Annotated in this window: 7 protein-coding genes; 2 read left to right on the top strand and 5 right to left on the bottom strand. The window is 62.9% G+C overall.

Annotation, left to right across the window (positions count from 1 at the left end; genetic code table 11):
- The first annotated feature begins 10 nt into the window (after nt 1-10).
- Nucleotides 11-12325, top strand: a complete 12315-nt coding sequence (locus KVG85_RS11000; protein ID WP_217863866.1) for a non-ribosomal peptide synthase/polyketide synthase — start codon at nt 11-13, stop codon at nt 12323-12325.
- A 69-nt stretch (nt 12326-12394) separates the two neighbouring features.
- A complete protein-coding gene (locus KVG85_RS10995; protein WP_217863865.1) occupies nt 12395-13357 on the top strand; it encodes an alpha/beta hydrolase in 963 nt (320 codons plus the stop codon).
- A gap of 1003 nt (nt 13358-14360) precedes the next feature.
- Here the strand turns inward: KVG85_RS10995 and KVG85_RS10990 are convergent.
- The 5 genes from KVG85_RS10990 to pvdM form a co-directional block, all read right to left on the bottom strand.
- Nucleotides 14361-16844, bottom strand: coding sequence for a TonB-dependent siderophore receptor (locus KVG85_RS10990; protein ID WP_217863864.1), 2484 nt, complete (start codon nt 16842-16844; stop codon nt 14361-14363).
- Between the two features lie 115 nt (nt 16845-16959).
- Nucleotides 16960-18609, bottom strand: a complete 1650-nt coding sequence (locus tag KVG85_RS10985; RefSeq protein WP_024012358.1) for a cyclic peptide export ABC transporter — start codon at nt 18607-18609, stop codon at nt 16960-16962.
- A 109-nt stretch (nt 18610-18718) separates the two neighbouring features.
- Nucleotides 18719-19606, bottom strand: a complete 888-nt coding sequence (gene pvdO, locus KVG85_RS10980; RefSeq protein ID WP_206420709.1) for a dihydropyoverdine dehydrogenase — start codon at nt 19604-19606, stop codon at nt 18719-18721.
- Nucleotides 19607-19642: 36 nt separating this feature from the next.
- The gene (pvdN, locus tag KVG85_RS10975; RefSeq protein ID WP_217863862.1) at nt 19643-20929 is read right to left on the bottom strand and encodes a pyoverdine-tailoring periplasmic protein PvdN; all 1287 of its coding nucleotides are present in this window, start codon (nt 20927-20929) and stop codon (nt 19643-19645) included.
- Nucleotides 20926-22290: a pyoverdine-tailoring dipeptidase-like protein PvdM gene (gene pvdM / locus KVG85_RS10970; RefSeq protein ID WP_217863860.1), complete on the bottom strand. Its 1365-nt coding sequence runs from the start codon at nt 22288-22290 to the stop codon at nt 20926-20928. Before pvdM ends, pvdN begins: the two co-directional genes overlap by 4 nt.
- Nucleotides 22291-22412: the final 122 nt, after the last annotated feature.

Below are 22412 nucleotides of genomic sequence, written 5' to 3'. Positions count from 1 at the left end.
GGAAAAACGCGTGCAAGAGTTAATCGAGTCGGTAGGACAACTTTCGGCTAAGCAAAGAAAGGCTCTGGCGGTTCTGCTCAAGCAGAAAGGCGTCAACCTCTTTGACATTGCCCCGGTTTTCAAGCGCACGGCTGAAGAGCCGTTGCTGCTGTCCTACGCTCAGCAGCGCCAGTGGTTCCTCTGGCAGTGGGCACCGCACAGCGCGGCCTACAACATTCCGACGGCCCTGCGCTTGCAGGGGCCGCTGGATGTGCCGGCACTGGAACGCAGCATTGCGGCGCTGATCGAACGCCACGAAACCTTGCGCACGGTGTTCTCTCAAGACAGCGCGCAACCCTTGCAAGTGGTCCTGCCCGCAGGACCTTTTACCCTCGATATTCACAACCTGAGCGCTGATCTGGCGAATGACCCGGAGCACTCGATCGAGGCTTTCGTCCAGACCCAGAGCCAGAAGACTTTCGACCTGCAGCACGGGCCGTTGCTGCGTGCCGCGCTGCTGCAGGTCAACCCCGATGACCATGTGCTGGTGCTGACCCTGCACCACATCGTTTCCGATGGCTGGTCGCTGCAAGTGATGATCGAGGAACTGGTGCAGCTCTATGCCGGTTTCAACCTCGGTCACGACGCCGGTCTGCCGGCCCTGCCGATTCAATACGCCGATTACGCCTTGTGGCAGCGCCAGTGGATGGAGGCCGGTGAGCAGGAGCGACAACTGGCCTACTGGCAGGCCAAGCTCGGCGGCGAGCAACCGGTGCTGGAACTGCCGCTGGATCGCCCGCGCGCGGTGGAGCAGAGCTTCGCCGGCGCCAGCCACAACCTGATTCTCGACCCGGCGCTGAGCCATGCCCTCAAAGCGTTTGCCCGGCAGGAAAACGTCACCCTGTTCGTGTTGCTGCTGGCTTCGTTTCAGGCCTTGCTGCATCGCTACAGCGGGCAAAGCGACATCCGTGTCGGCGTGCCGGTGGCCAACCGTGGCCGGGTAGAAATCGAGCGCCTGATCGGCTTCTTCGTCAACACCCAGGTGCTCAAGGCGGACATCGACGCAGAGCTGCCGTTTGTCGAACTGCTGCGTCAGGTCAAACAGACCGCCCAGGAGGCGCAGGCGCATCAGGACTTGCCCTTCGAGCAACTGGTCGAAGCGCTGGAGCCGGGCCGCAGCCTCAGCCACAGTCCGCTGTTCCAGGTGATGTTCAACCACCAGGCCGAGCGCCGTGCGAGCGTTGCGACGCGCCTTAACGGCCTGAACATCGAACCGCTGGAATGGCAGAGCCAGACCGCGCAATTCGACCTGACCCTCAACACTACCGAACAGGCGCACGGCATCGAAGCGGTACTCAAGTACGCCACCGACCTGTTCGACGCAGCGACCATCGAGCGCCTGGCGCAACACTGGACCGCGCTGTTGCAAGCGATCGTCGCCGAGCCGAGCCAGTGTATTGGCCAGTTGCCAATGCTCGACGCCGGCCAGCAGCAACAGCTGTTGGCGCAATGGAATCCGTCGCTGATTGAACAACCGCTGACCCAGTGCATCCAGCAAGCCATCGAGCTCCAGGCCGAGCGGCATGCCGATGCGGTGGCGGTGAGCTGTGCCGGGCAACGCCTGACCTACGCCGAGCTCAATCACCGCGCCAACCAGTGGGCGCATACGCTGCTCGAGGAGGGCGTCGGCCCGGATGTGCGCGTCGGCGTGGCGGTGGAGCGTTCGCTGGAGATGATTGTCGCCATTCTCGCGGTGCTGAAAGCCGGCGGCGCCTATGTGCCGCTGGACCCGAGCTACCCGGATGACCGTTTGAGCTACATGATCGGCGACAGCGGCATTCACTTGCTGTTGACCCAGGGGCATTTGCTCGGGAAATTGCCGATTCCGCCGGGGCTGGTCTGCCTCGATCTGGATCAAACGCCGGAGCACGGCATCGCAAGCAACCCGCCATGCCTGACCACGCCGGACAATCTGGCCTACGTCATCTACACCTCCGGTTCCACCGGCAAACCCAAGGGCGCCTTGCTGCCGCACGGCAACGTGATGCGCCTGTTCAGCGCCACCGCGCACTGGTTCGATTTCGGCGCGCAGGACAGCTGGACGCTGTTCCATTCCTACGCGTTCGACTTTTCGGTGTGGGAGATTTTCGGCGCGCTGCTGTACGGCGGCAAATTGGTGGTGGTGCCGCACGATGTCAGCCGTTCGCCGGAAGATTTCTACACGCTGCTGTGCGATGAAAATGTCACGGTGCTGAACCAGACACCGTCGGCGTTCAAGCCGTTGATGCAGGTCGCCTGCGAGTCGAGCCGCAGTAATGCCCTGCGTTACGTGGTGTTCGGCGGCGAGGCTTTGGAAGTACAGAATCTGCGTCCGTGGTTCGAGCGTTTTGGCGACCGCGCGCCGACGCTGATCAACATGTACGGCATCACCGAAACCACCGTGCACGTGACCTACCGGCCATTGTCGCTGGCCGATCTGCACAGCACTCACAGCAGCCCGATCGGCGCGCCGATTGTCGACCTGTCGTGGTACTTGCTCGACAGCTCGCTGAACCTGGTGCCGCAAGGCTGCATCGGTGAGTTGTACATCGCTGGCGCCGGTCTCGCTCGTGGTTATCTGAAGCAGGCTGGCATGAGCGCTACCCGCTTCGTGCCCGACCCGTTCAACCGCAAGGCCGGCCAGCGTCTGTACCGTACCGGCGACCTCGCTCGGCTGCGCGGCGACGGGGTGATCGAGTACATCGGCCGTATCGACCACCAAGTGAAGATCCGTGGTTTCCGCATCGAGCTCGGCGAAATCGAAGCGCAACTGCTCAAGCATCCACAGGTGCGCGAAGCGGTGGTGCTGGCGGTGGACGGCCTCAGCGGTCAGCAACTGGCAACCTGGGTCGTGCCCGTCGAGGTAGTGAACGCGGACGAGCAGGGCGCCCTGCGCGATTCGATCAAGGCGCACCTGCGCGACACCCTGCCGGATTACATGGTTCCGGTCAGTTGGGCGTTCCTCGACCGGCTGCCGCTGACCGCCAACGGCAAGCTCGATCGCAAGCAACTGCCGCAGCCGGACGTTGCGCATGTGCAAGAGGCCTACGCGGCGCCGCGCAGTGAACTGGAACAGCGTCTGGCGGAGATCTGGCAGGACGTGCTCAAGGTCGAACGGGTCGGGCTTCACGATAATTTCTTCGAGCTGGGCGGCGATTCGATCATTTCGATTCAAGTGGTCAGCCGCGCTCGGCAGGCTGGCATTCGCTTCACGCCCAAGGATATTTTCCAGCACCAGACCGTGCAGCGTCTGGCCACCGTCGCGCAACAGAGCGACGCCGTGCAGACGGAGCAGGGCGAGGTGCTTGGCGATGCGCCGCTGACGCCGATCCAGCAGTATTTCTTCCACAGCGACATCCCGGCGCGGCATCACTGGAACCAGTCGATCCTGCTGACCCCGGCGAAAACCCTGCAAGCCGCAGCCCTGCAACAGGCCCTGGCGCAGGTGCAAAAACAGCATGACACCTTGCGTCTGCGCTATCGCCAAACCGAGCAGGGCTGGCAGCAAAGCCACGGCGCGGAGGATCAACCACAAGCGTTATTGCGCACTTTCACGCTGGACGACAGCGCGGCATTGCCAGCGCTGTGCCTGGACCTGCAACGCAGCCTCGACCTGCACAACGGCCCGCTGATCCGCGCGGCGCTGATCGATTTGCCGGACGCCAGTCAGCGTCTGCTGCTGGTGATTCATCACTTGGTGGTCGATGGCGTGTCGTGGCGAATCCTGCTCGAAGACCTGCAAAGCGCCTATCAGCAGATCAGCAGCGGACAGCGCGTGCATCTGCCGGCCAAGACCAGCGCGTTCAAGGACTGGGGCTTGCGCCTGCAAGAGCATGCGCGCAGCGCGGCGCTGGACAGTGAACTGAGCTACTGGCGCGAGCAGTTGCGCGACGCGCCGCTCGGTTTGCCGTTGGATAATCCGCAGGGCCAATTGAACAACCGCTTCGAACGCAGCGTCGACACGCGGCTGGACGCCGAACGCACTCGCCAGCTGCTGCAACAGGCCCCGGCGGCATACCGCACTCAAGTCAACGACCTGCTGCTGACCGCACTGGCGCGGGTGCTCTGCGAGTGGACCGATAGCGACAGCGCGTTGGTGCAGCTCGAAGGCCATGGCCGCGAAGACCTGTTCGATGACATCGACCTGAGCCGCACTGTGGGCTGGTTCACCAGCATGTTCCCGGTGCGCCTGGCACCAAACGCCAGCCTGGAAAGCTCGATCAAAGGCATCAAGGAGCAACTGCGCGCGATCCCCAACAAGGGCATCGGCTATGGCTTGCTGCGTTATCTCGGCACCGCCGACGCACAAGCGGCGTTGCATGAACTGGCGCAACCGCAGGTGACGTTCAACTACCTCGGCCAGTTCGATAACAACTTCGACGAAGACGCCTTGTGGCGGCCGGCCACCGAAGACAAGGGCGCCGGTCAGGACGCAAACGCGCCGATGGCCAATTGGCTGACTATCGATGGCCGGGTTTATCAGGGCCAGTTGAGCCTGACCTGGACCTACAGCAGCGACGTCTTCGAGGAGGCGATCATCGCCGCGCTGGCCCGCGCCTACGAAGTGGCACTGAGCGAATTGATCGACCACTGCCTTAGCCATGCGGGCGGCCTCACGCCGTCCGACGTGCCGCTGGCCGGTTTGTCCCAGGCGCATCTGGACAGCCTGCCGATTGCCGCCCAGCGCATCGAGGACATTTATCCGCTGGCGCCGATGCAGCAGGGCATTCTGTTCCACAGCCTGTACGACGCCGACGCCAGCGCCTACGTCTATCAGATGCTGCTGGACATCGACGGCCTCGACGTCGCGCGGTTTCAGCAAGCCTGGCAGCGCGTGGTCGACCGCCATGAAGTGCTGCGCGCCGGTTTCATCTGGGGCCGCGATGGCCTCGACGCGCCGTTGCAGGTGATCAATCGCCAACTGACCCTGGAAATGCCGGAAATCGATGTGCGCGATGCCGCTGATCTGCCGACGGAGCTTGAGGCGCGGGCGCAGGCCGACCGCGAACGCGGCTTCGATCTGCAGAATCCGCCGCTGTTGCGTCTGTGCCTGCTGCGCACTGCCGACGATCGCCATCGCCTGATTTTTACCTGCCACCACATCCTCATGGATGGCTGGAGCAACTCGCGGATGTTCGGCGAAGTGCTGCAGGATTACGCCGGCCAGCCGGTGCCGAGCGCACAGGGCCGCTATCGCGATTTTCTGGTCTGGCTGCAGGGCCAGGACAAGGCTGGGGCGCAGGAATTCTGGCGCGGGCAACTGGCCGAACTCGACGAGCCGACCCGACTGGCCTCGGCCTGCCACGGACGAACCGTGCCGGGGCCGGGCAAACAGATGCATCGTCTGCATTTCGACGAAGCGTTGACCCAGCGTCTGAACGCCTTCTCCCGTCAGCAACAGGTGACCCTCAACAGCCTGGTGCAGGCCGCGTGGCTGCTGGTGTTGCAGCGCTACACCGGGCAGGCCACGGTGGCGTTTGGCGCTACGGTATCCGGGCGTCCGGTGGATTTGCCGGGCATCGAAGAACAGCTGGGGCTGTTCATCAACACTCTGCCGGTGATCGCCAGCCCGCAGGCCAGCCTCAGCGTCGGCGATTGGGTGCGCAGCGTGCAGGACAAGAACCTGCTGTTGCGCGATTACGAGCAGACGCCGTTGCAGGACATTCAGCGTCTGGCCGCATTGAGTGGCGAAGCGCTGTTCGACACTTTGCTGGTGTTCGAGAACTACCCGGTGTCCGAAGCGCTGGAGGCCAATCCGGGCGGGCTGCGTTTTTCCGGTCTGGAGCATCGCGAGCAGACCAACTACGGCCTGACCCTGATTGCCGGCGCCAGCGAAGTGCTCAACCTCGATTTCAATTACCTCACCGAGCACTTTGCCGAGCGCAGCGTGCTTGGTCTGGCGGCGCATTTGCGTGAAGTGCTCGAGCAATTTATCGCAGCGCCGCAGCGGGCACTCGGCGAGATCGGTCTGCTGCCGCTGGCCGAACGGCAGACGCTGGCGCAGTGGAACGACAATCAAGCGGCTTATCCGGCCGAGCGGTTGATCTCGCAGAGCTTTGAAGCACGGGTCGCAGCGCATCCGCAGGCACTGGCGTTGAGTCATGCCGGCGTGGCCCTGAGCTACGGCGAACTGAACCGCCGCGCAAACCAGTTGGCCCGGCATCTGGTGACGCTGGGTGTCACCGCCGAAGTGCGCGTCGGCGTGGCGCTGCCGCGTTCGGCGGAACTGGTGATCGCCCTGATGGCGGTGCTCAAGGCCGGCGGCACCTACGTGCCGCTGGACCCGGACTACCCGGCCGACCGCGTGGCCTACATGCTCGATGACAGCCAGGCGAAAGTCCTGCTGACCCAGCAAGCGTTGCTCGCGCAACTTCCGTCCAGCGAAGCGCAGGTGGTGCTGGTCGAGGCCGGCGGCGAGGCGTTTGCATCGCAAGCGCCGGACAACCTGCCGGCGCGCGCCGACTCGGCCAATCTGGCCTACGTGATCTACACCTCCGGTTCCACCGGCAAACCGAAAGGCGTGGCCATCGCCCATCGCAACGTGCAGGCGCTGATTCACTGGTCCGCCGAGGTCTACAGCGAGGACGATCTGCAAGGCGTGCTGGCCTCGACGTCGGTGTGCTTCGACCTGTCGGTGTGGGAGATTTTCGTCACCCTGGCGCGCGGCGGATCCATGGTCATGGCGCGCAATGCCCTGGAGCTGCCGGACTTGCCCGAGCGTGATCAGGTGCGCCTGATCAACACCGTGCCGTCGGCGATTGCCGCGCTACAACGCATCGGCCAGATCCCGCCGGGCGTGCGCATCATCAATCTGGCCGGCGAGCCGCTCAAGCAGGCGCTGGTCGACACCTTGTACCGCGAGACTTCGGTCGCCCACGTTTACGACCTGTACGGGCCTTCCGAAGACACCACGTATTCGACCTGGACCCGTCGCGAACTCGGCGGCCAGGCCAATATCGGCCGGCCACTGCGCAACACCACCGCGTACCTGCTCGACGGGCAATTGCAGGCAGCACCGCTCGGCATCGCAGCGGAGCTGTATCTGGCCGGTGACGGCATCACCCGTGGCTATCTGTTGCGCCCGGGCCTGACCGCCGAACGTTTCGTGCCCAACCCGTTGGCGAGCAACGGCGAGCGCATGTACCGCACCGGCGACCTGACACGTTTTCTGGATGACGGCCGTATCGAATACGTCGGCCGCATCGACCATCAGGTCAAGGTGCGTGGCTTCCGTATTGAACTGGGCGAAATCGAAGCGCGTCTGCTGGCCCAGGCCAGCGTGCGCGAAGGCGTGGTGCTGGCGGTGGACGGCGTTGGCGGCCAGCAACTGGTGGCTTATGTGGTACCGGCCGAGGCCGATCAAAGCCCCGCGCAACTGGACGCGCTGAGTGCTGAGTTGCAAGCCGCGCTCAAGGCGCATCTGCCGGACTACATGGTGCCGGCGCAGTGGCTGTTCCTCGAACAATTACCCCTGACACCCAACGGCAAACTCGATCGCAAGGCCTTGCCGGCACCGGATGCCAGCCAGGCACAACGCGATTACGTCGCGCCGTCGACGCCGCTGGAGCAGCAACTCGCCGAGGTCTGGCAGGACATTCTGAAGATCGAGCGGGTCGGCGTGACCGACAATTTCTTCGCCCTCGGCGGCGATTCGATCATCTCGATTCAACTGGTCAGCCGCGCGCGGCAGCAGGGCATTTGCTTCACGCCCAAAGACCTGTTCCAGCAGCAGACGGTGCAGAAACTGGCCGCAGTGGTTTCGCTGGCAGACGCGCAATCCGCCAGCGCTGCCAACTACCCGTTGGCGCAACTGGATCAGGCGCAGCTCGATGCCTTGCCGGTGCCGGCGGAGCTGATCGAAGACGTCTATCCGCTGTCGCCGATGCAGGAAGGCATGCTCTTCCACACCCTGTCGGATAACGGCAGCAGCCTTTACGTGCAACAGGTCAGCCTGCCGATCAAGGGCCTCGACGTTGAGCGTTTCCGCCGGGCCTGGGAATTCATCGTTGTGCGTCAGGCGATCCTGCGCACCAGTTTCCATTGGCAGGATGGGCTGGCCAAGCCGTTGCAGGTCGTCCATCGCCAGGCGCCGCTGCAGATGCAGGTGCTCGATTGGCGCGAGCAGGACTGCAGCGAGGCGGCGATTGCCGAGTTCGCCAGCGCTGATCGCGCGCTGGGCTTCGACTTGGCCGAAGCGCGTTTGCAGCGGGTGACCCTGCTGCAGCTGGGCGACGAGCAGTACCAGATGATCTGGACCAGCCACCACATTTTGATGGACGGCTGGAGCAGTTCGCGGCTGTTCGGCGAGGTCTTGCAGTACTACTCCACGGGCGAGGTGACTGGCGAAAACGGCCGCTATCGCGACTTCATTGCCTGGTTGCAGGCGCAGGATCAGGATGCCCAGGAGCTGTTCTGGAAGGCGCGTCTGGCGGTGGTCAACGAACCGACCGCGCTGAGTCAGGCGATGCACCCGCGTCACAGCGCCGACGTTACCGGTCACGATGCTATCTATTCGAACTGGGACAAAGCGCAAACCTCACGCCTGCTGGAGTTCTGCCGCGACCTGCGCATCACCCCCAACACACTGATCCAGGGCGCGTGGCTGCTGCTGTTGCAACGCTACACCGGCCAGCAGACGGTGACCTTTGGCGCCACCGTATCAGGGCGTCCGGAAAGTCTGCCGAACGTCGGCAACATGCTCGGCCTGTTCATCAACACCCTGCCGATCATTCAGACCCCGCAGGCCGATCAGCGTCTGGCCGACTGGCTGGGTGAAGTGCAGGCCTACAACCTCGACATTCGCGATTACTCCCAGGCACCGCTGGCCGATGTGCAGCGCTGGTCGAATCTCGGTGGTCATGCGCTGTTCGACAGCATCGTGGTATTCGAGAACTTCCCGATCGACGAGCGCTTGCAGGAAGAAACCGACACCGAGCTGACCTTCGGCAAATCCATCGGCCATGGCGTGACCAACGTGCCGATGGACCTTGCGGTGATGCTCGGCGACGAGTTGTCGATCGAGTACCTGTACCTGCGCAGCCACTTCAGCGCCGAGGCGGTGCAAGGCATTCGCCTGACCCTGGAAAACACCCTCGCGGCGATGATGGCCGCGCCGTATGAGCGGCTGGGCAACTTGCAGCGTCTGTCCGCCGAACAATGGCACGCGGCGCAGGCCTGGAGTGCCGAGCCTTCCCACCGCCACGCGCCGCAGTTGCTGCCGGAGCTGATCAGTCGCCATGCGCAACAGCAGCCCGACGCGATCGCGGTGCAATGCGCCGGCGACAACCTGACCTACGCCGAACTGGAGCGGCAGGCCAATCGCCTCGCGCAGTGCCTGATCGCCCATGGCGCCGGGCCGGAAGTGGTGATCGGCGTGGCATTGCCGCGCTCGCTGGAAATGCTGGTGAGTTTCCTCGCCGTGCTCAAGAGCGGTGCGGCGTACGTACCGCTGGACATCGATTACCCGCCGGAGCGTCTGGCGTACATGATCGAAGATTCGCGCATGGCCCTGCTGCTGACGCAAACCAGCCTGCGCGCGACGTTACCTGCACCACAAGGCGTGCGGCGTCTGGAAATCGATCAACTCGATCGCAGTCTTTACAGCGATGCCGCCCCGGTCTGCGATGTTCACGAGCAGAGCCTGGCCTATCTGGTTTACACCTCCGGTTCCACCGGGCGACCGAAAGGCGTGGCTGTCACCCAGGGACCGCTGAGCATGCACTGCCAGGCGATCGCCGAGTTGTACGAAATGGACGCGAGCAGTTGCGAGCTGCACTTCATGTCGTTCGCTTTCGACGGTGCCCATGAACGCTGGCTGAGTACCTTGTACAGCGGCGGTCGTCTGGTGATCCGTGACGGATGCCTGTGGACGCCGGAGCAGACCTATCAGGCCCTGCACGATTACGGCGTGACCATCGCTTGTTTCCCGCCGGCCTATCTGAAGCAACTGGCCGAGTACGCGGCCGCCAGCGGCATCGCGCCGCCAGCGGTACGCATCTACTGCTTCGGTGGCGATGCGGTGCCGGAGCAGACCTTCGAACAGGTCAAAGCCGCATTGCGTCCGCAGTTCTTCACCAACGGCTACGGCCCGACCGAAACCGTGGTCACGCCGATGCTCTGGAAAGTCGCCATCAGCCAGCAGTGCGAAGCGGCATACGCGCCGATCGGTCGCGCGGTCGGTGCGCGTTCGTTGTACGTGCTCGACGACGATCTGAATCCGCTGCCGCCGGGCTTTGCCGGTGAGTTGTACATCGGCGGTTACGGCGTCGCCCGTGGTTACTACGGACGCCCCGACCTGACCGGCGAACGCTTCGTGCCCAACCCGTTTGCCCCTGGCGAGCGCCTGTACCGCAGCGGCGATCTGGTGCGTCGTCGCCCGGACGGGGTGGTCGATTACGTCGGGCGCATCGACCATCAGGTCAAGGTCCGTGGCTTCCGCATCGAGCTAGGCGAAGTCGAGGCCAGCCTGCGTCAGTTGCCGGCGGTCAGCGATGCGCTGGTGATTGCCCGCGACAATGCCTCCGGCAAGCAACTGATCGGCTACGTGGTCACCGCCACGGGTGATGATATCGGCGATGAACTCAAGGCCGGGCTGCGCGCTTCGCTGCCGGAATACATGGTGCCGGCGCAGATCGTCTGCCTCAGCGCATTCCCGGTCACGCCCAACGGCAAACTCGATCGCAAGGCACTGCCGGAACCGGAGTTCAAAAGCGACGAATATGTTGCCCCGCGCACCGGGCAGGAACGCCTGCTGGCGGAAATCTGGGCGCAGGTGTTGCAGGTCGAGCAGGTGGGTATCAGCGATAACTTCTTTGAACTGGGCGGCGATTCGATCCTCAGCCTGCAAGTGATCTCGCGGGTGCGAAACCATCCGACCCTGCAGATGGAACTGAAGCTGCGCGATCTGATGCGCTATCAAACCATCGCCGGCATTCTCGAGCAGCAGGTGGCGAAGGAGAGCGCCGGGCAAGCGCTGCCGGACCTGACTCAGGTTGCCGCAGAGGGCGCGTTCAATCTGCTGCCGATCCAGGAGTGGTTCTTCGCCGAAGGCATGGCCGAGGCGCATCACTACAACCAGTCGTTGCTGCTCAGCGCACGTCAGCCGCTGGATCTTGACGCCCTGGAACAGGCGCTGGGCTTGATCGAACAACATCACGATTCGCTGCGTCTGCGTTTTTCCAACGACGGCGGGCGCTGGTTGCAGCGCTACAACACCAGCGCATCCGACGAGACTGTGCTGTGGCGCCGTGAAGCGCAAAGCAGCGAAGAGGTCGAAGCCTTGGCCAACCTCGCGCAGCGCAGCCTCAAACTCGACGACGGGCCGGTCTGGCGGGTCATGCATGTGGCCTTGCCGGATGGTCAGGCGCGGTTGCTGGTGGTGATTCATCACCTGGTGGTCGACACCGTGTCGTGGCGGATTCTGCTCGACGACCTGAAAGTCGCTTATGAGGCGTCCGTGCAGGGGCTGGTGCCGCAACTGCCGATTCGTACCAGCAGTTATCGTTCGTTTGCCGAGGCGTTGCAGGCGCAGGCGCCAGTGATAGCCGAGCGGGAATTGAGCTATTGGCTGGAGCAACTGGATCAGCCCGGCGTTGATCTGCCATGCGACAACCCGCGCGGCAAGAACCTTGTGCGGCAACAGGCGCAGGCACGGCTCAAACTGTCCCGCGAGCACACCGAACAACTGCTCAAACAGGCCCCGGCGGTGTACGGCACGCAGATCAACGACTTGCTTCTGTCGGCGCTCAGCCGCGCCCTGTGCCGCTGGAGTCAGCAACCGTCGGCGCTGATTCTGCTCGAAGGGCACGGGCGCGAAGACCTCTTCGAATCGATCGACCTGAGCCGCAGCCTCGGCTGGTTCACCAGCATGTTCCCGGTACGTTTGCGCCCGGACAGCGATGACATCGGCCAGTCGATCATCGATGTGCAGGCGCAACTGGCGGGCGTACCGCAGAAGGGCATCGGCTATGGCGTGCTGCGTCATCTGGCCGGGCCGGAAATCTCGGCACAACTGGCTGCATTGCCGCAGGCACGGGTGACGTTCAACTACCTCGGGCAGTTCGACCAGAGCTTCGATGAACAGGCGTTGCTGGTGCCGGCACTGGAAGAGACCGGCGACAACTACAGCCTCAAGGCGAATCTGGGCAACTGGCTGGAAATCGTCGGCCAGGTCTATGACGGGCAACTGGCCTTGCGCTGCATCTACAGCAGCCAGCGTTACCGCGCCGGCACCATGGATGCGCTGATGAGCGATTACCAGCGCGAGCTTGAAGCGTTGATCGAACATTGCATGGCGCGGGTGGGTTGATCACCCGGCCTTTTGCGCGGGCGCTGCCCAGGCGCGCCCGTCCTATTGCGGATACAAGGATTTTTATCGATGTCGTTACACCCTGATCTGGAAGCTTTCCTCGACCTCGCTCAAGACAGCCAGGACGCCGGCCTGCCCGCCATGCACCAACTGACCCCGAGCGAGGCCCGCGCCACCTTCGAACAGACCACCGCGCAACTGCGCTGGCCGGCACCGCAGGATCTTGAAGTCACCGAGATTGAAACACTGTCCCGGGATGGCGCGGCGCTGGCGTTGCGTTTGTATCGGCCCAATGGAGTTGCCTCGCCGCTGCCGGTGTTGGTGTATTTCCATGGTGGCGGGTTTGTCGTTGGCAGCCTGGATTCCCACGACGGCGTCTGCCGCGAGTTTTGCCAGCGCACGCCGTGTGCGGTGCTCTCTGTGGGTTATCGGCTGGCGCCGGAGCATCGCTTTCCGACAGCGCTGGAGGATGGCGAGGACGCGTTGTCTTGGCTGGCCGAGAACGCGACGAGTCACGGTCTGGATTGTTCGCGGGTTGCGGTTGGCGGTGATAGCGCGGGTGCTACGTTGGCGACGGTGCTGGCGATTCAGGCGCTGCGGCAACCGCACACGGTAGCTATCGCGCCCAAGGCGCAGTTGTTGTGTTATCCGGTGACCGATGCTTCGCGGGTGCATGATTCGCGGCTGTTGTTTGGTGAGGGGTATTTGCTCGAGAACGACACGCTGGAGTGGTTTTATCAGCACTATGCGCGTGGGCCGGAGGATTATCTGGACTGGCGTTTTTCGCCGTTGCTGGCGCAGGATCTGCGCGGGGTTGCGCCGGCCATTGTGGTATTGGCCGGGTTTGATCCGTTGCTGGATGAGGGGCAGGCCTATGTCGACAGGCTGCGTGGGCAGGGGGTTGAGGTCGAGGTCGAGGTATGTGCCGGGTTGACTCATGATTTGTTGCGGTTGGGGACGGTGGTGCCTGGGGTTCTGGAGGTGTATCTGCGGGTGGGTGGGGCGCTTGCGCGGGCTCTTGAGATTGGGTGAATATCCGTTGCTTCGGTAGCGGCTGCTGGCGGTTTCGCCTGACGGCGACTTACTTTTTTACAAGCGCCCGGAATGCCGGCCCAGAAAAAAATAAGCAAAAAACGCTTGCTCCTGCGTTCGGCCCTCGCAGGCTCGGGTTCCTTCGCTGCGGGACTGATCCGGGCGCAGCGGCTCCGGTTTGCTTCGCTGCACCTACACTCGCTGTGTTTGGCTGCGCCAAACGGTCGCTGCGCTCCCACCCCCGGATCAATCCCTCCACTCAGCCTTCCGACGTCGCCGGTGGGTCAAAAGCACTCGAGCTAACGCTCATTGCTGAGTGGTTAGAAGCGTCGCATGGCTTGAGATTTTCGGTGGATTCGCCCCTCACCCCAGCCCTCTCCCGAGGGAGAGGGAGCCGATTTGCGGGCTTTTCAGAATCTGCATCGACTCGGTATCGCAAGTCGGCATATTTCACCTAAACACCTCCGTCAGTCCCCTCTCCCTCCGGGAGAGGGCTAGGGTGAGGGGCTTTTGATTTTCTGCATATTTGCATTCGACTCGGTATCTCAGGTCGGCGTACTTCGCATGTCCCCTCTCCCTCTGGGAGAGGGCTAGGGTGAGGGGCTGTTGATCTGGCTTCTGCTTCTGCTTCTGCTTTGGCTTTGGCTTTTGATCTTTTGCCCCTTCGGCAGGCTTCGTTACGGGATCAATCCGGGCGTGGGAGCGCAGCGACCGTACGACGCAGTCGTACACAGCGAGTGTAGGTGCAGCGAAGCCAACCGGAGCCGCTGCGCCCGGATCGGTCCCGTAACGAAGGTACCCCGAGCCCCAGCGAGCGGGCCGTACGCCGGGGCAAAGCCTTTTTGGTTACCTTTTCGCTGGGCCGGCACTCCGGCGTTTGGAAAAAGTGACCCGCCGTAAGGGCGGAACCCTAAGTAGCCTTCACCGCAGCAACGGATATGCCCCCAATTCCAATAACAAAAAAGCCCCGCCAAAGCGGGGCTTCTAAACAACATCAGACCAATCAGAAATCAGCCTTCACCGACATCACAAAATTCCGCGGATCCCCATAAAAGTTACCGAACCCCTCGGTCCCAATGGTCGCGTAATAACGCTTGTCGAACAGGTTGTTGCCGTTCAACGCCACCGACCAGGTGTCATCAATCCGATAACCGATGCGACCGTTCCAGACCGCATAACCCGCGCCGTCGACATTGTCCCCGCCCAGAGGCGAAACGCGGTAGGTGCCTGTCTGCGCATTGACACCCGCACCAATGGTCACACGGTCCAGCGGCCCGCTCAGGGCGTAATCACCCCAGACGCGCAACAGGTGACGCGGCACATAGGAGTTGTAGACCGCGCCATCCTGAGTGGCGTCGGCATCTTCCAGCACCTTGGTCTGGGTGTAGGTATAACCGGCCAGCAATTGCAGGCGGTCGATCACTTCACCGCTGACTTCAGCTTCAAAGCCCTGGGCGCGGACCTTGCCCGAGTTGATCTGGCAGGAGCTGTCTTCGCACCGCAGGTCATCCTGGGCCGCGTCTTTCTGGATGGTGCGGAACAGGTTGAACGTGGTGTTCAAGCGACCGTCGTACCACTCACCCTTGATCCCCAGCTCGTAGCTCTGGCCAATCAGCGGCTTGAGCGTGCTGCCGTCGATGGTTTTGTACGAGCCTTGCGGGGTGAAGATGTCGGTGTAGCTGGCGTAGGCGGTCAGGTTGTCGTTGAGGTCGTAGAGCAGGCCGGCGAATGGGGTGACCTGGCCGGTTTCGGTGGACTGGGTGTTGACCTCGGTGCCTTCACCGCGGAAGTACTGCACCGAATCGGTATCGGATTTGTACCAGCTGACCCGGCTGCCGAGTACCAGGGTCATCGGGTCGGCGAGTTTCAGGCGGGCGATCGAGTAAGCGCCGTATTGCTTGATGTGCATGTCCACCGGGCCGCCACGGGAGGCGTTGGCCAGGTAGTAGCTTTCATCCGGCTGCGGGATGTTGTGGTTCGGGTTGAAGACGTTCTGGCGCTGTGGCAATGCCGCCACTGCGTAGAAGTCGTCCTTGTGCGAACGGCTGGCGTTGGCGCCGACGATCAGTTCGTGCTGCTGGCCGAAGGCGTCGAATTTGCCGTCGACGTAAGCATCGAAGCCGTAGTCGCGCTGATCGTAATCATAGGTACTGCCGAGCATCAGCGTATTGGTGGCGGTGGCGCCCAATGGCACTGTGCCGCTCGGGAAGGAATATTCCATGTCCTGGGTGTTGCGCGAGTACACACCGGCGACTTTCAGCGACCAGTCATCGTTGAACTGGTGTTTGACGTCGGCGAAGTAGGTGGCGCGTTTGCTGCGCTGGTTGTTCCACGAGGTGTTCAGGCAGGTGGAGCGTTTCAGGTGCAGGTCGGAGCCGTCGGCGTAGCGCGGCAGACCGCCCCAGCACGGGGTGGCGTCGACGTCTTCATAGGCCATGCCCAGACCGAGGGTGGTGTCGGGGCTGAGGTCGAAGTCCAGGGCGCCGTAGTAGATCTGGTCGCGGCGTTCAGCCACATCGTAGAAATACTGACGGGTCTGCTGGGTCACCACGGCGCGGCCACGCACGGTGCCGGCGTCGCTCAGCGGGCCGCCGGTGTCGACCTGGCCGCGATAGTTGTCCCAGGTCCCGGCCGACAGCGACAGCTGTGTGTGCGGGGTGTCCTGGCCGCGCTTGCGCACGAAGTTGACGCCGCCGGCGGTGCCGCCCGCGCCCTTCATCATGCCGGCCGCACCGCGGAGGATTTCCACGCGGTCATAGATGGCCATGTCGCTGTTGAAGCTGTCCGCCTGCACGTAGCTGCTGCCGATGTCCAGCGGCACGCCGTCGTACTGGTACTGGCCGGTCATGCGGAAACCGCGCGAGTAGAAATATTTGCCGCCCATTGGCGAGTCGTAGACGGTGATGCCCGGGGTCTTCTCCATCACCTGTTCGATGGTGTTGAGGTTCTGGTCGTCGAGCATCTTGCGGGTCATCACCGTGACCGACTGCGGCGTTTCCTTCAGCGAGTGCACGCCTTTGCCGATGGTCACGCCGCCGGTGGTGTACGAGTTGCTGCCTTCGGTGGTGGCGCCGAGGCGGTTGGCGTTGACGTTGGTCGGCGCCAGTTCCATCGCACTGCCGCCGGTGGCCGGGCCGAGCACGGTGACGGTGTTGCCGTCACGCTGATAGCGGATGCCGGTGCCGCTGAGCATGGCTTTCAGCGAATCGTCATCCTGGTAGCGGCCGTTGAGGGCGCTGGAGCGCAGGCCTTGCAGGCTTTCCGGGCTGTAGACGATTTGCAGGCTGGTCTGCTGACCGAGGGTCTGCAGGGCCTGGGCCAGCGGTTGGGCCGGGATGTTCAGGGTCCATTCCTGGGCCTGGACATACGGCGCTGCCGCGAGGGTCAGTGCCAGACCCAGGCCGCTACCGGCCAGGCGTGTGCGGGTCGCGCCGTGCATCAGCAGGGCTCGAGTCAGAGGGCGAAGCATGAAACGGGATGCGGACATGAGGTTAAGACCTTGGCAGGTATAGTTGTTAATGGTTCTTATTCATCTCATTAAGACGAGGAAGCCGCGGCAAACCGGAAAAGTTTTTTCTCCGGCCCGGTCGCGGCTGCCTCGATCAAGCGGTTTGCAGTTCGCTTCTGACCTTGCCGGCCTCCATGCGCACCAGTTGATCGGCGACGTCGAAGTAACGGTCGTCGTGGGAAATCACGATGATGGTTTTGCCCAGACGCTTGAGGTCGGGCAGCAGCTCGGTATAGAAGATCCGCCGGAAGGTCGGGTCCTGATCCGCCGCCCATTCATCGAACACCAGCACCGGGCGCTCTTCGAGCCAGGCATTGACCAGTGCCAGGCGCTTGCGTTGGCCGGTGGACAGGTCGGTGGTGCTGAACGCGCCGTCGCGCACGCTGACCTTGTGCGCGATCTCCAGACGTTCGAGGTAGCGGGTGGCATCCTGCGGCACTTCACGATCGCCCTGGATCAAGTCATCGAACAGGTAGTAGTCGGCGAAGATCGTGGTGAAGTTCTGCCGGTAATCGTCGCGGTTGACCGCAGTGATCGGCTTGTCGTTAACGCGAATTTCGCCCTCGGTCGGCGCATACAGCCCCAGCAACAGTTTGATCAGCGTGGTTTTGCCGCAGCCGTTCTCACCGACGATGAACACGATGTCGCCCTGTTCGATACGAAGGTTCACCGGGCCGAGGCGGAACGGTTCGCTGCCTTCGACGGGCGGGAAGGCGTAGCGCACGTTGCGCAGTTCCAGGCTGTTGACGGCGGCCGGCTTGCTGCCCTGATCCTGCAGCAACAGGTGCGGTTCCGGTGAAGAGAACTGTTCACTCAGCTCGGCAATGCGACGGAAGGCAATCTGCGCGCGGCTGATGATCGGCAGGGTGCTGATCAGGTGTTCCAGCGGCCCCTTCATGTACAGCAGCACCAGAACGAATCCGCTCATCACCGCTTTGTCGGCACTCGGCCACAGCGATTGCAGGGCCAGGGCCATGCCGATGACGACGAAGAACAGCATCGAGCCAAACGACTTGGCGATGACGAAGGTGTTGATCGATCTGATCTGGGTGTCGCAGATTTTCTCGGCGGTTTTCTGAATGCCGGCGACGAACATGCGCTGACGGCGCGGGCGGTGAATACGCAGTTCCTTGGCACCTTCGGCAATCGCGTTGTAATGCTTTTGCAGTTCGTCTTCGGAATCGCGTGCGGCGTAGAAACCGCGCATGCCCTTGGCCCGCGCAATCGCCTGGATGGTGGTGCCGATGGCGATGGCCACCAGCATCATCAGGAACATCGGCCACGACAGCATGGCCAGATAGCCGAGACAGCCAAGGGTCACGGTCATCGAAATCGCCAGCGGCGCGAAGGCGAAGGCGAAGTCGCTGATGGTATCGACGTCGTGGGTCAGCACCGGAATCAGGCGGTGGCTGCGATAGCGTTCGATCTGGTCGATCGGCGCCGACAGGACTTTCTCCCCGAGCTCTTTGCGCAGTTTGGCGATGATGTGCTGGCCGACATAGTTGGTGCCGATGTCCGACAGAATCGTGGTCAGCAGGGCCAGGGCACAGAGGCCGGCGAAGATCATCACCACGGTGCGGGTCAGGCCGTCATCGGAATGCAGGGCGTTGTTGATGGTCGCCAGCAGCACGGTGACGCTCAGGCCGCCGAGCATGCCGAGCACGATGGACGCCGAGACGATCAGGCGGAAGGGCTTGAGCAGGGCGAACAATTCGTTGATCGCCCCACGCGTAGGCTTGGTCATGGAGGATTCCTGCTTCGATGCGGAGGGAGTGCCGGTACTTAAGGAAAACGAATGGTCGCGGAGTTTCTTTAACCGAGCGCAGGTGTGGCTGCGCTCGTCGAGGGCGGGATCAGAGGTCGCGTACTACGCGAAAGCCCAGCCAGTCGCCCTTGCTGGTCGGCCAGCTGCTGTTGCGGTTGCCCGAGCGCGAGAAGATCGGCGCTTCGCCCCAGTCGTTGCCGCGCATGACCTGGCGTTCGCAGTTTTCCTGGGTCCATGGGCGACCGTCGGCGGGCACGCCGGAGTAGTCCGGGTGGTAGCAGTCGGCGGTCCATTCGTAGACGTTGCCGTGGGCGTCGAACACGCCAAACGCATTGGCCGGGAAGGTGCCGGCCGGCGAGGTGAAGTTGTAGCCATCGGCCGCGCCGTAAGTGTTGGCGTGCCTGGAAATCTGGTAATCCTTGCCCTCATCGAACGGGAACGGGAAAGGCCCGGTGCTGCCGCCCCGGGCGGCGTATTCGCGGATCGATTCGCTTTGCAGGCGATAGGCGTGGCCGGTCTTTTTCGACAGCCAGTCGATGTAGCCCTGGGCTTCGGCGACGTTCATGCATACCGCCGGATCGCGGGGCGTCTGTTTGAATTCCGGCTTGCCGGCGGTGCAACGGCGGCCGGGGCGATCATCGAAGTCGTAGGGCTTGTTGCCGGTCTCGCGCACGTAGGCGTCCCATTCGCCCACCAGCACCTGCGAGCGGCTGATAGCGAACGGTTTGCTGAACGTCACCGTGTGCAGCGGGCCTTCGTCGGGTTGGCGGCCGACTTCATCATCCGGCGTGCCCATGGTGTAGCTGCCGGTCGGCAGCACGACCATTTCCGGGCAGTCCTTGCAGTCCTTGAACACTTTGCCCGCAGCGGGCGCGGTCGCCGCCTGCGCGCTGCCGGGCAACAGCGCAGCGCAGAGGGCGCTCAGCGCCAGTGCGGGCAGGGCTTTGGAGAGGAGTGACGCGTGAGGCTTTTTCATGGGTCGTCTCTTTAAAAGGAAAACGGCAGTCGAGGTTCAGGCACGCAGCTTTTTGCCGAGGATGTCCATGAAGCGATCCACTTCGGCTTCGCTGTTGAGCAAGCCCGGCGCGGTGCGGATCACCGGCCCGACATCGCGGCTGACCGCGTCGCAGATCACCCGGTTTTGCATCAGCCAGGCGGCCACTTCATCGCTGTCCTGGCCCTTGATCCGGAAGAAGGTGAAACCGGCGGAGAACTGCGAGTCGAGCGGGGTCACCAACTCGATGTTGCGGTGCTCCTGCAAGCGTTGCTTGAGGTAGCTGTTGAGCTGATGAATGCGCGTCTGCACCTCGGCCTTGCCCAGTTGCAGGTGCAACTTGAAGGCTTCGTCCAGCGCCCAGCGATGCTCGAAGGCGTGGTAGCCGCCCGGCGTCATGATGGTCGAGAAAGCCGTGGCCTCGGAGAAGGTCGGCACGCTGGGGCTGACGTATTTCAGTTCTTCAGTGCGGCTGCAGACGATGCCGGTGCCGCGCGGGCCGAACATCCACTTGTGCGTGCCGGCGATGAAAAAGTCGCAGTTCATCTGCGGGAAACTCAAGTCGTCGACGCCAAAACCGTGCACACCATCAACCACGTAGATCAGCCGATCCTGGTCCTCGCGCTGACGGTTGTGCTCATCGACCAGCCGCGAGATCTCGCTGATCGGCAGCTTCACGCCGCTGCCCGAATGCACCCAGGTCATGCCCAGCACGCGGGTCTCGGGGCGGATATTGCGATTGATCGTGTCGAGCACCTGATCCAGAGAAATGCTCTGCGGGTTTTCGAACAGGGTGAGTTTGCGCACGCGCGTGCCGTCACGCCGGCTGCGGAAATCGAGAATGTTGCGCGTCGAATAATGCTCGTGAACCGTGGTGAGGATTTCCTGATCCGCGCGCACCTGCACGCTGCCGTAGATCATCGCCAGGCCTTCGGTGGTGCTGCCGGTCAGGGCGATTTGCACCGGTTTGGCTTGCAGATACTGGCCGGCCCAGTGGCGCACGTTTTCTTCGCGCTTCTCGGTGACGCCCAGATCCCAATCCATCGCCAGACCCGGATTCAGATCCAGCGCTGCGCGATGGCGCTCGATCGCTTCACGCACCGGTTTGGGATGTGAGGTGACGAGGAAATTGGCGAAGTGAATCGCCTGAGGATCCTGATCGAACATTTGACGTAACTGCGCCCATTTGTCCCGCGACGCAGTCGGCACGGCAGCGATGGCCGCCGGTGCAGTCAGGCTGGCGCCCAGGGGCAGGGCGGCGGCGAGCAGGCCGGCCTGCTTCAGGAAAGTGCGACGATCGGTCATGGTCGCGCCACCTCCTGGCGCGACGCCAGCGCCGGTTTCGCGGCATTTTGCACCTGATCCCAGACGCGCATGAAGTTGCCGCCCCAGAGCTTGGCGATGTCCGCTTCGGAGTAGCCGCGCTGCAGCAGTTCGGCGGTGACGTTGCGGATCTCGCCGACGTTTTCCCAGCCCTTGATGCCGCCACCATCGTTGAAATCCGAAGCAATGCCGACGTGGTCGATACCGATCTTGCGCACCGTGTAATCGATGGCGTCGCCGAAGTCCTTGAGAGTGGCTTTCGGTTCTTCTTCGAGGATCGCGTAGAGGCCGCTGGCGTATTGGCCGAGCTTCTGTTCCGACCAGGCAGTGATGATCGGATCGCCCGGCATCAGCGCCATGGCCAGATTGGGCAGTGGCGGCAGATCGAAGCGCGCACGCAGCGCATTGAGTTTGTCCTGCGTGCCCTGGGTCAGCGGTTTCAGGTATTGCGAGAAGGCGACCACTTGCACCACGCCGCCACTGTTCTTGATCAGTTGCAGCTCTTTGTCGCTGAGGTTGCGCGGGATATCCACTGCCGCCCTTGGTGCCGAGTGCGAGGCCACCAGCGGTGTGCGGCTCAGTTCGGCGACTTGCTCGAGGGCCTTGGTCGACATCTGCGACACGTCGATGATCACCCCCAGATCGTTCAAGCGCTGCACCGCTTGTTTGCCGATGTCCGACAGACCGTCGAGGGCATCGGGCGAATCATTGAAAAACGGCAGCGGCCGCGACGAGTCGGCCCAGCTGTTGTTGCCGATGTAACTGAAACCGAACATGCGCATGCCGCGCCCGGCCCACAGGTCGAGCTTGCTCAGATCATCGCCCAGCGGGTAGGCGTTGAGCATGCTGATGAAAATCGCAAACTTGCCTTCGCCGTGCAGGCGGCGGAAATCATCCGGTGTGTAGGCGATGCCGGCCTGATTGGGAAAGTCGCGGACAATCCCGGAAATGATCTTGTAGCGCACTTCCTGCTGGTTGCGCGCCTCTTCGACAAAACCCTCGGTCGGACGGTGAGGGGCGTTCGGGCCGTTCCACATTTCCGGCCAGCCGAACACCGTCAATGCTGCGCCGGACAAGCGTCCGCGATTGGCCTTGACCAGGTCGAACTGGCCCGAGCCATCCTTGTCGGCTTCGTGGTCGTGGCTGCCGAAACTCAGCGGCACGGTGATGTGGCTGTCGAACGACAGCAGGCGATCCTGCAATTCAGTCGCCTGTTTCATCACCTTCACCGGGTAGCCGGGGTTGTTCCAGTAATCCCAGGCCAGAAATCCTGCGCCGGCACTGATCGCCAGGGCCAGCGGCAGGCCGATGAATAGAGCCTTTTTCCAACGCGGTTTTGTCATTGCCATCTCATTCAGGTTCGCCGTCGAGGTACAGGCGCAGGGGCCTTTGCTATCTGGGAAGAACGAGTGGCCGCAGGGCTAATTTAGGTGTGCGTTACAAATGCCCGGCAGCGGCGCGGGTG

Source organism: Pseudomonas triticicola (genome assembly GCF_019145375.1).
GTDB lineage: Bacteria > Pseudomonadota > Gammaproteobacteria > Pseudomonadales > Pseudomonadaceae > Aquipseudomonas > Aquipseudomonas triticicola.
This window is presented reverse-complemented; position numbering and strand designations above follow the sequence as displayed.

What these genes read in the sequence shown, in the direction of transcription:
- pvdM (WP_217863860.1), bottom strand. Translation starts at nt 22,290, where the DNA reads ATGACAAAACCGCGTTGGAAAAAGGCTCTATTCATCGGCCTGCCGCTG.
- pvdO (WP_206420709.1), bottom strand. Translation starts at nt 19,606, where the DNA reads ATGAAAAAGCCTCACGCGTCACTCCTCTCCAAAGCCCTGCCCGCACTG.
- KVG85_RS10990 (WP_217863864.1), bottom strand. Translation starts at nt 16,844, where the DNA reads ATGTCCGCATCCCGTTTCATGCTTCGCCCTCTGACTCGAGCCCTGCTG.
- KVG85_RS10985 (WP_024012358.1), bottom strand. Translation starts at nt 18,609, where the DNA reads ATGACCAAGCCTACGCGTGGGGCGATCAACGAATTGTTCGCCCTGCTC.
- pvdN (WP_217863862.1), bottom strand. Translation starts at nt 20,929, where the DNA reads ATGACCGATCGTCGCACTTTCCTGAAGCAGGCCGGCCTGCTCGCCGCC.
- KVG85_RS10995 (WP_217863865.1), top strand. Translation starts at nt 12,395, where the DNA reads ATGTCGTTACACCCTGATCTGGAAGCTTTCCTCGACCTCGCTCAAGAC.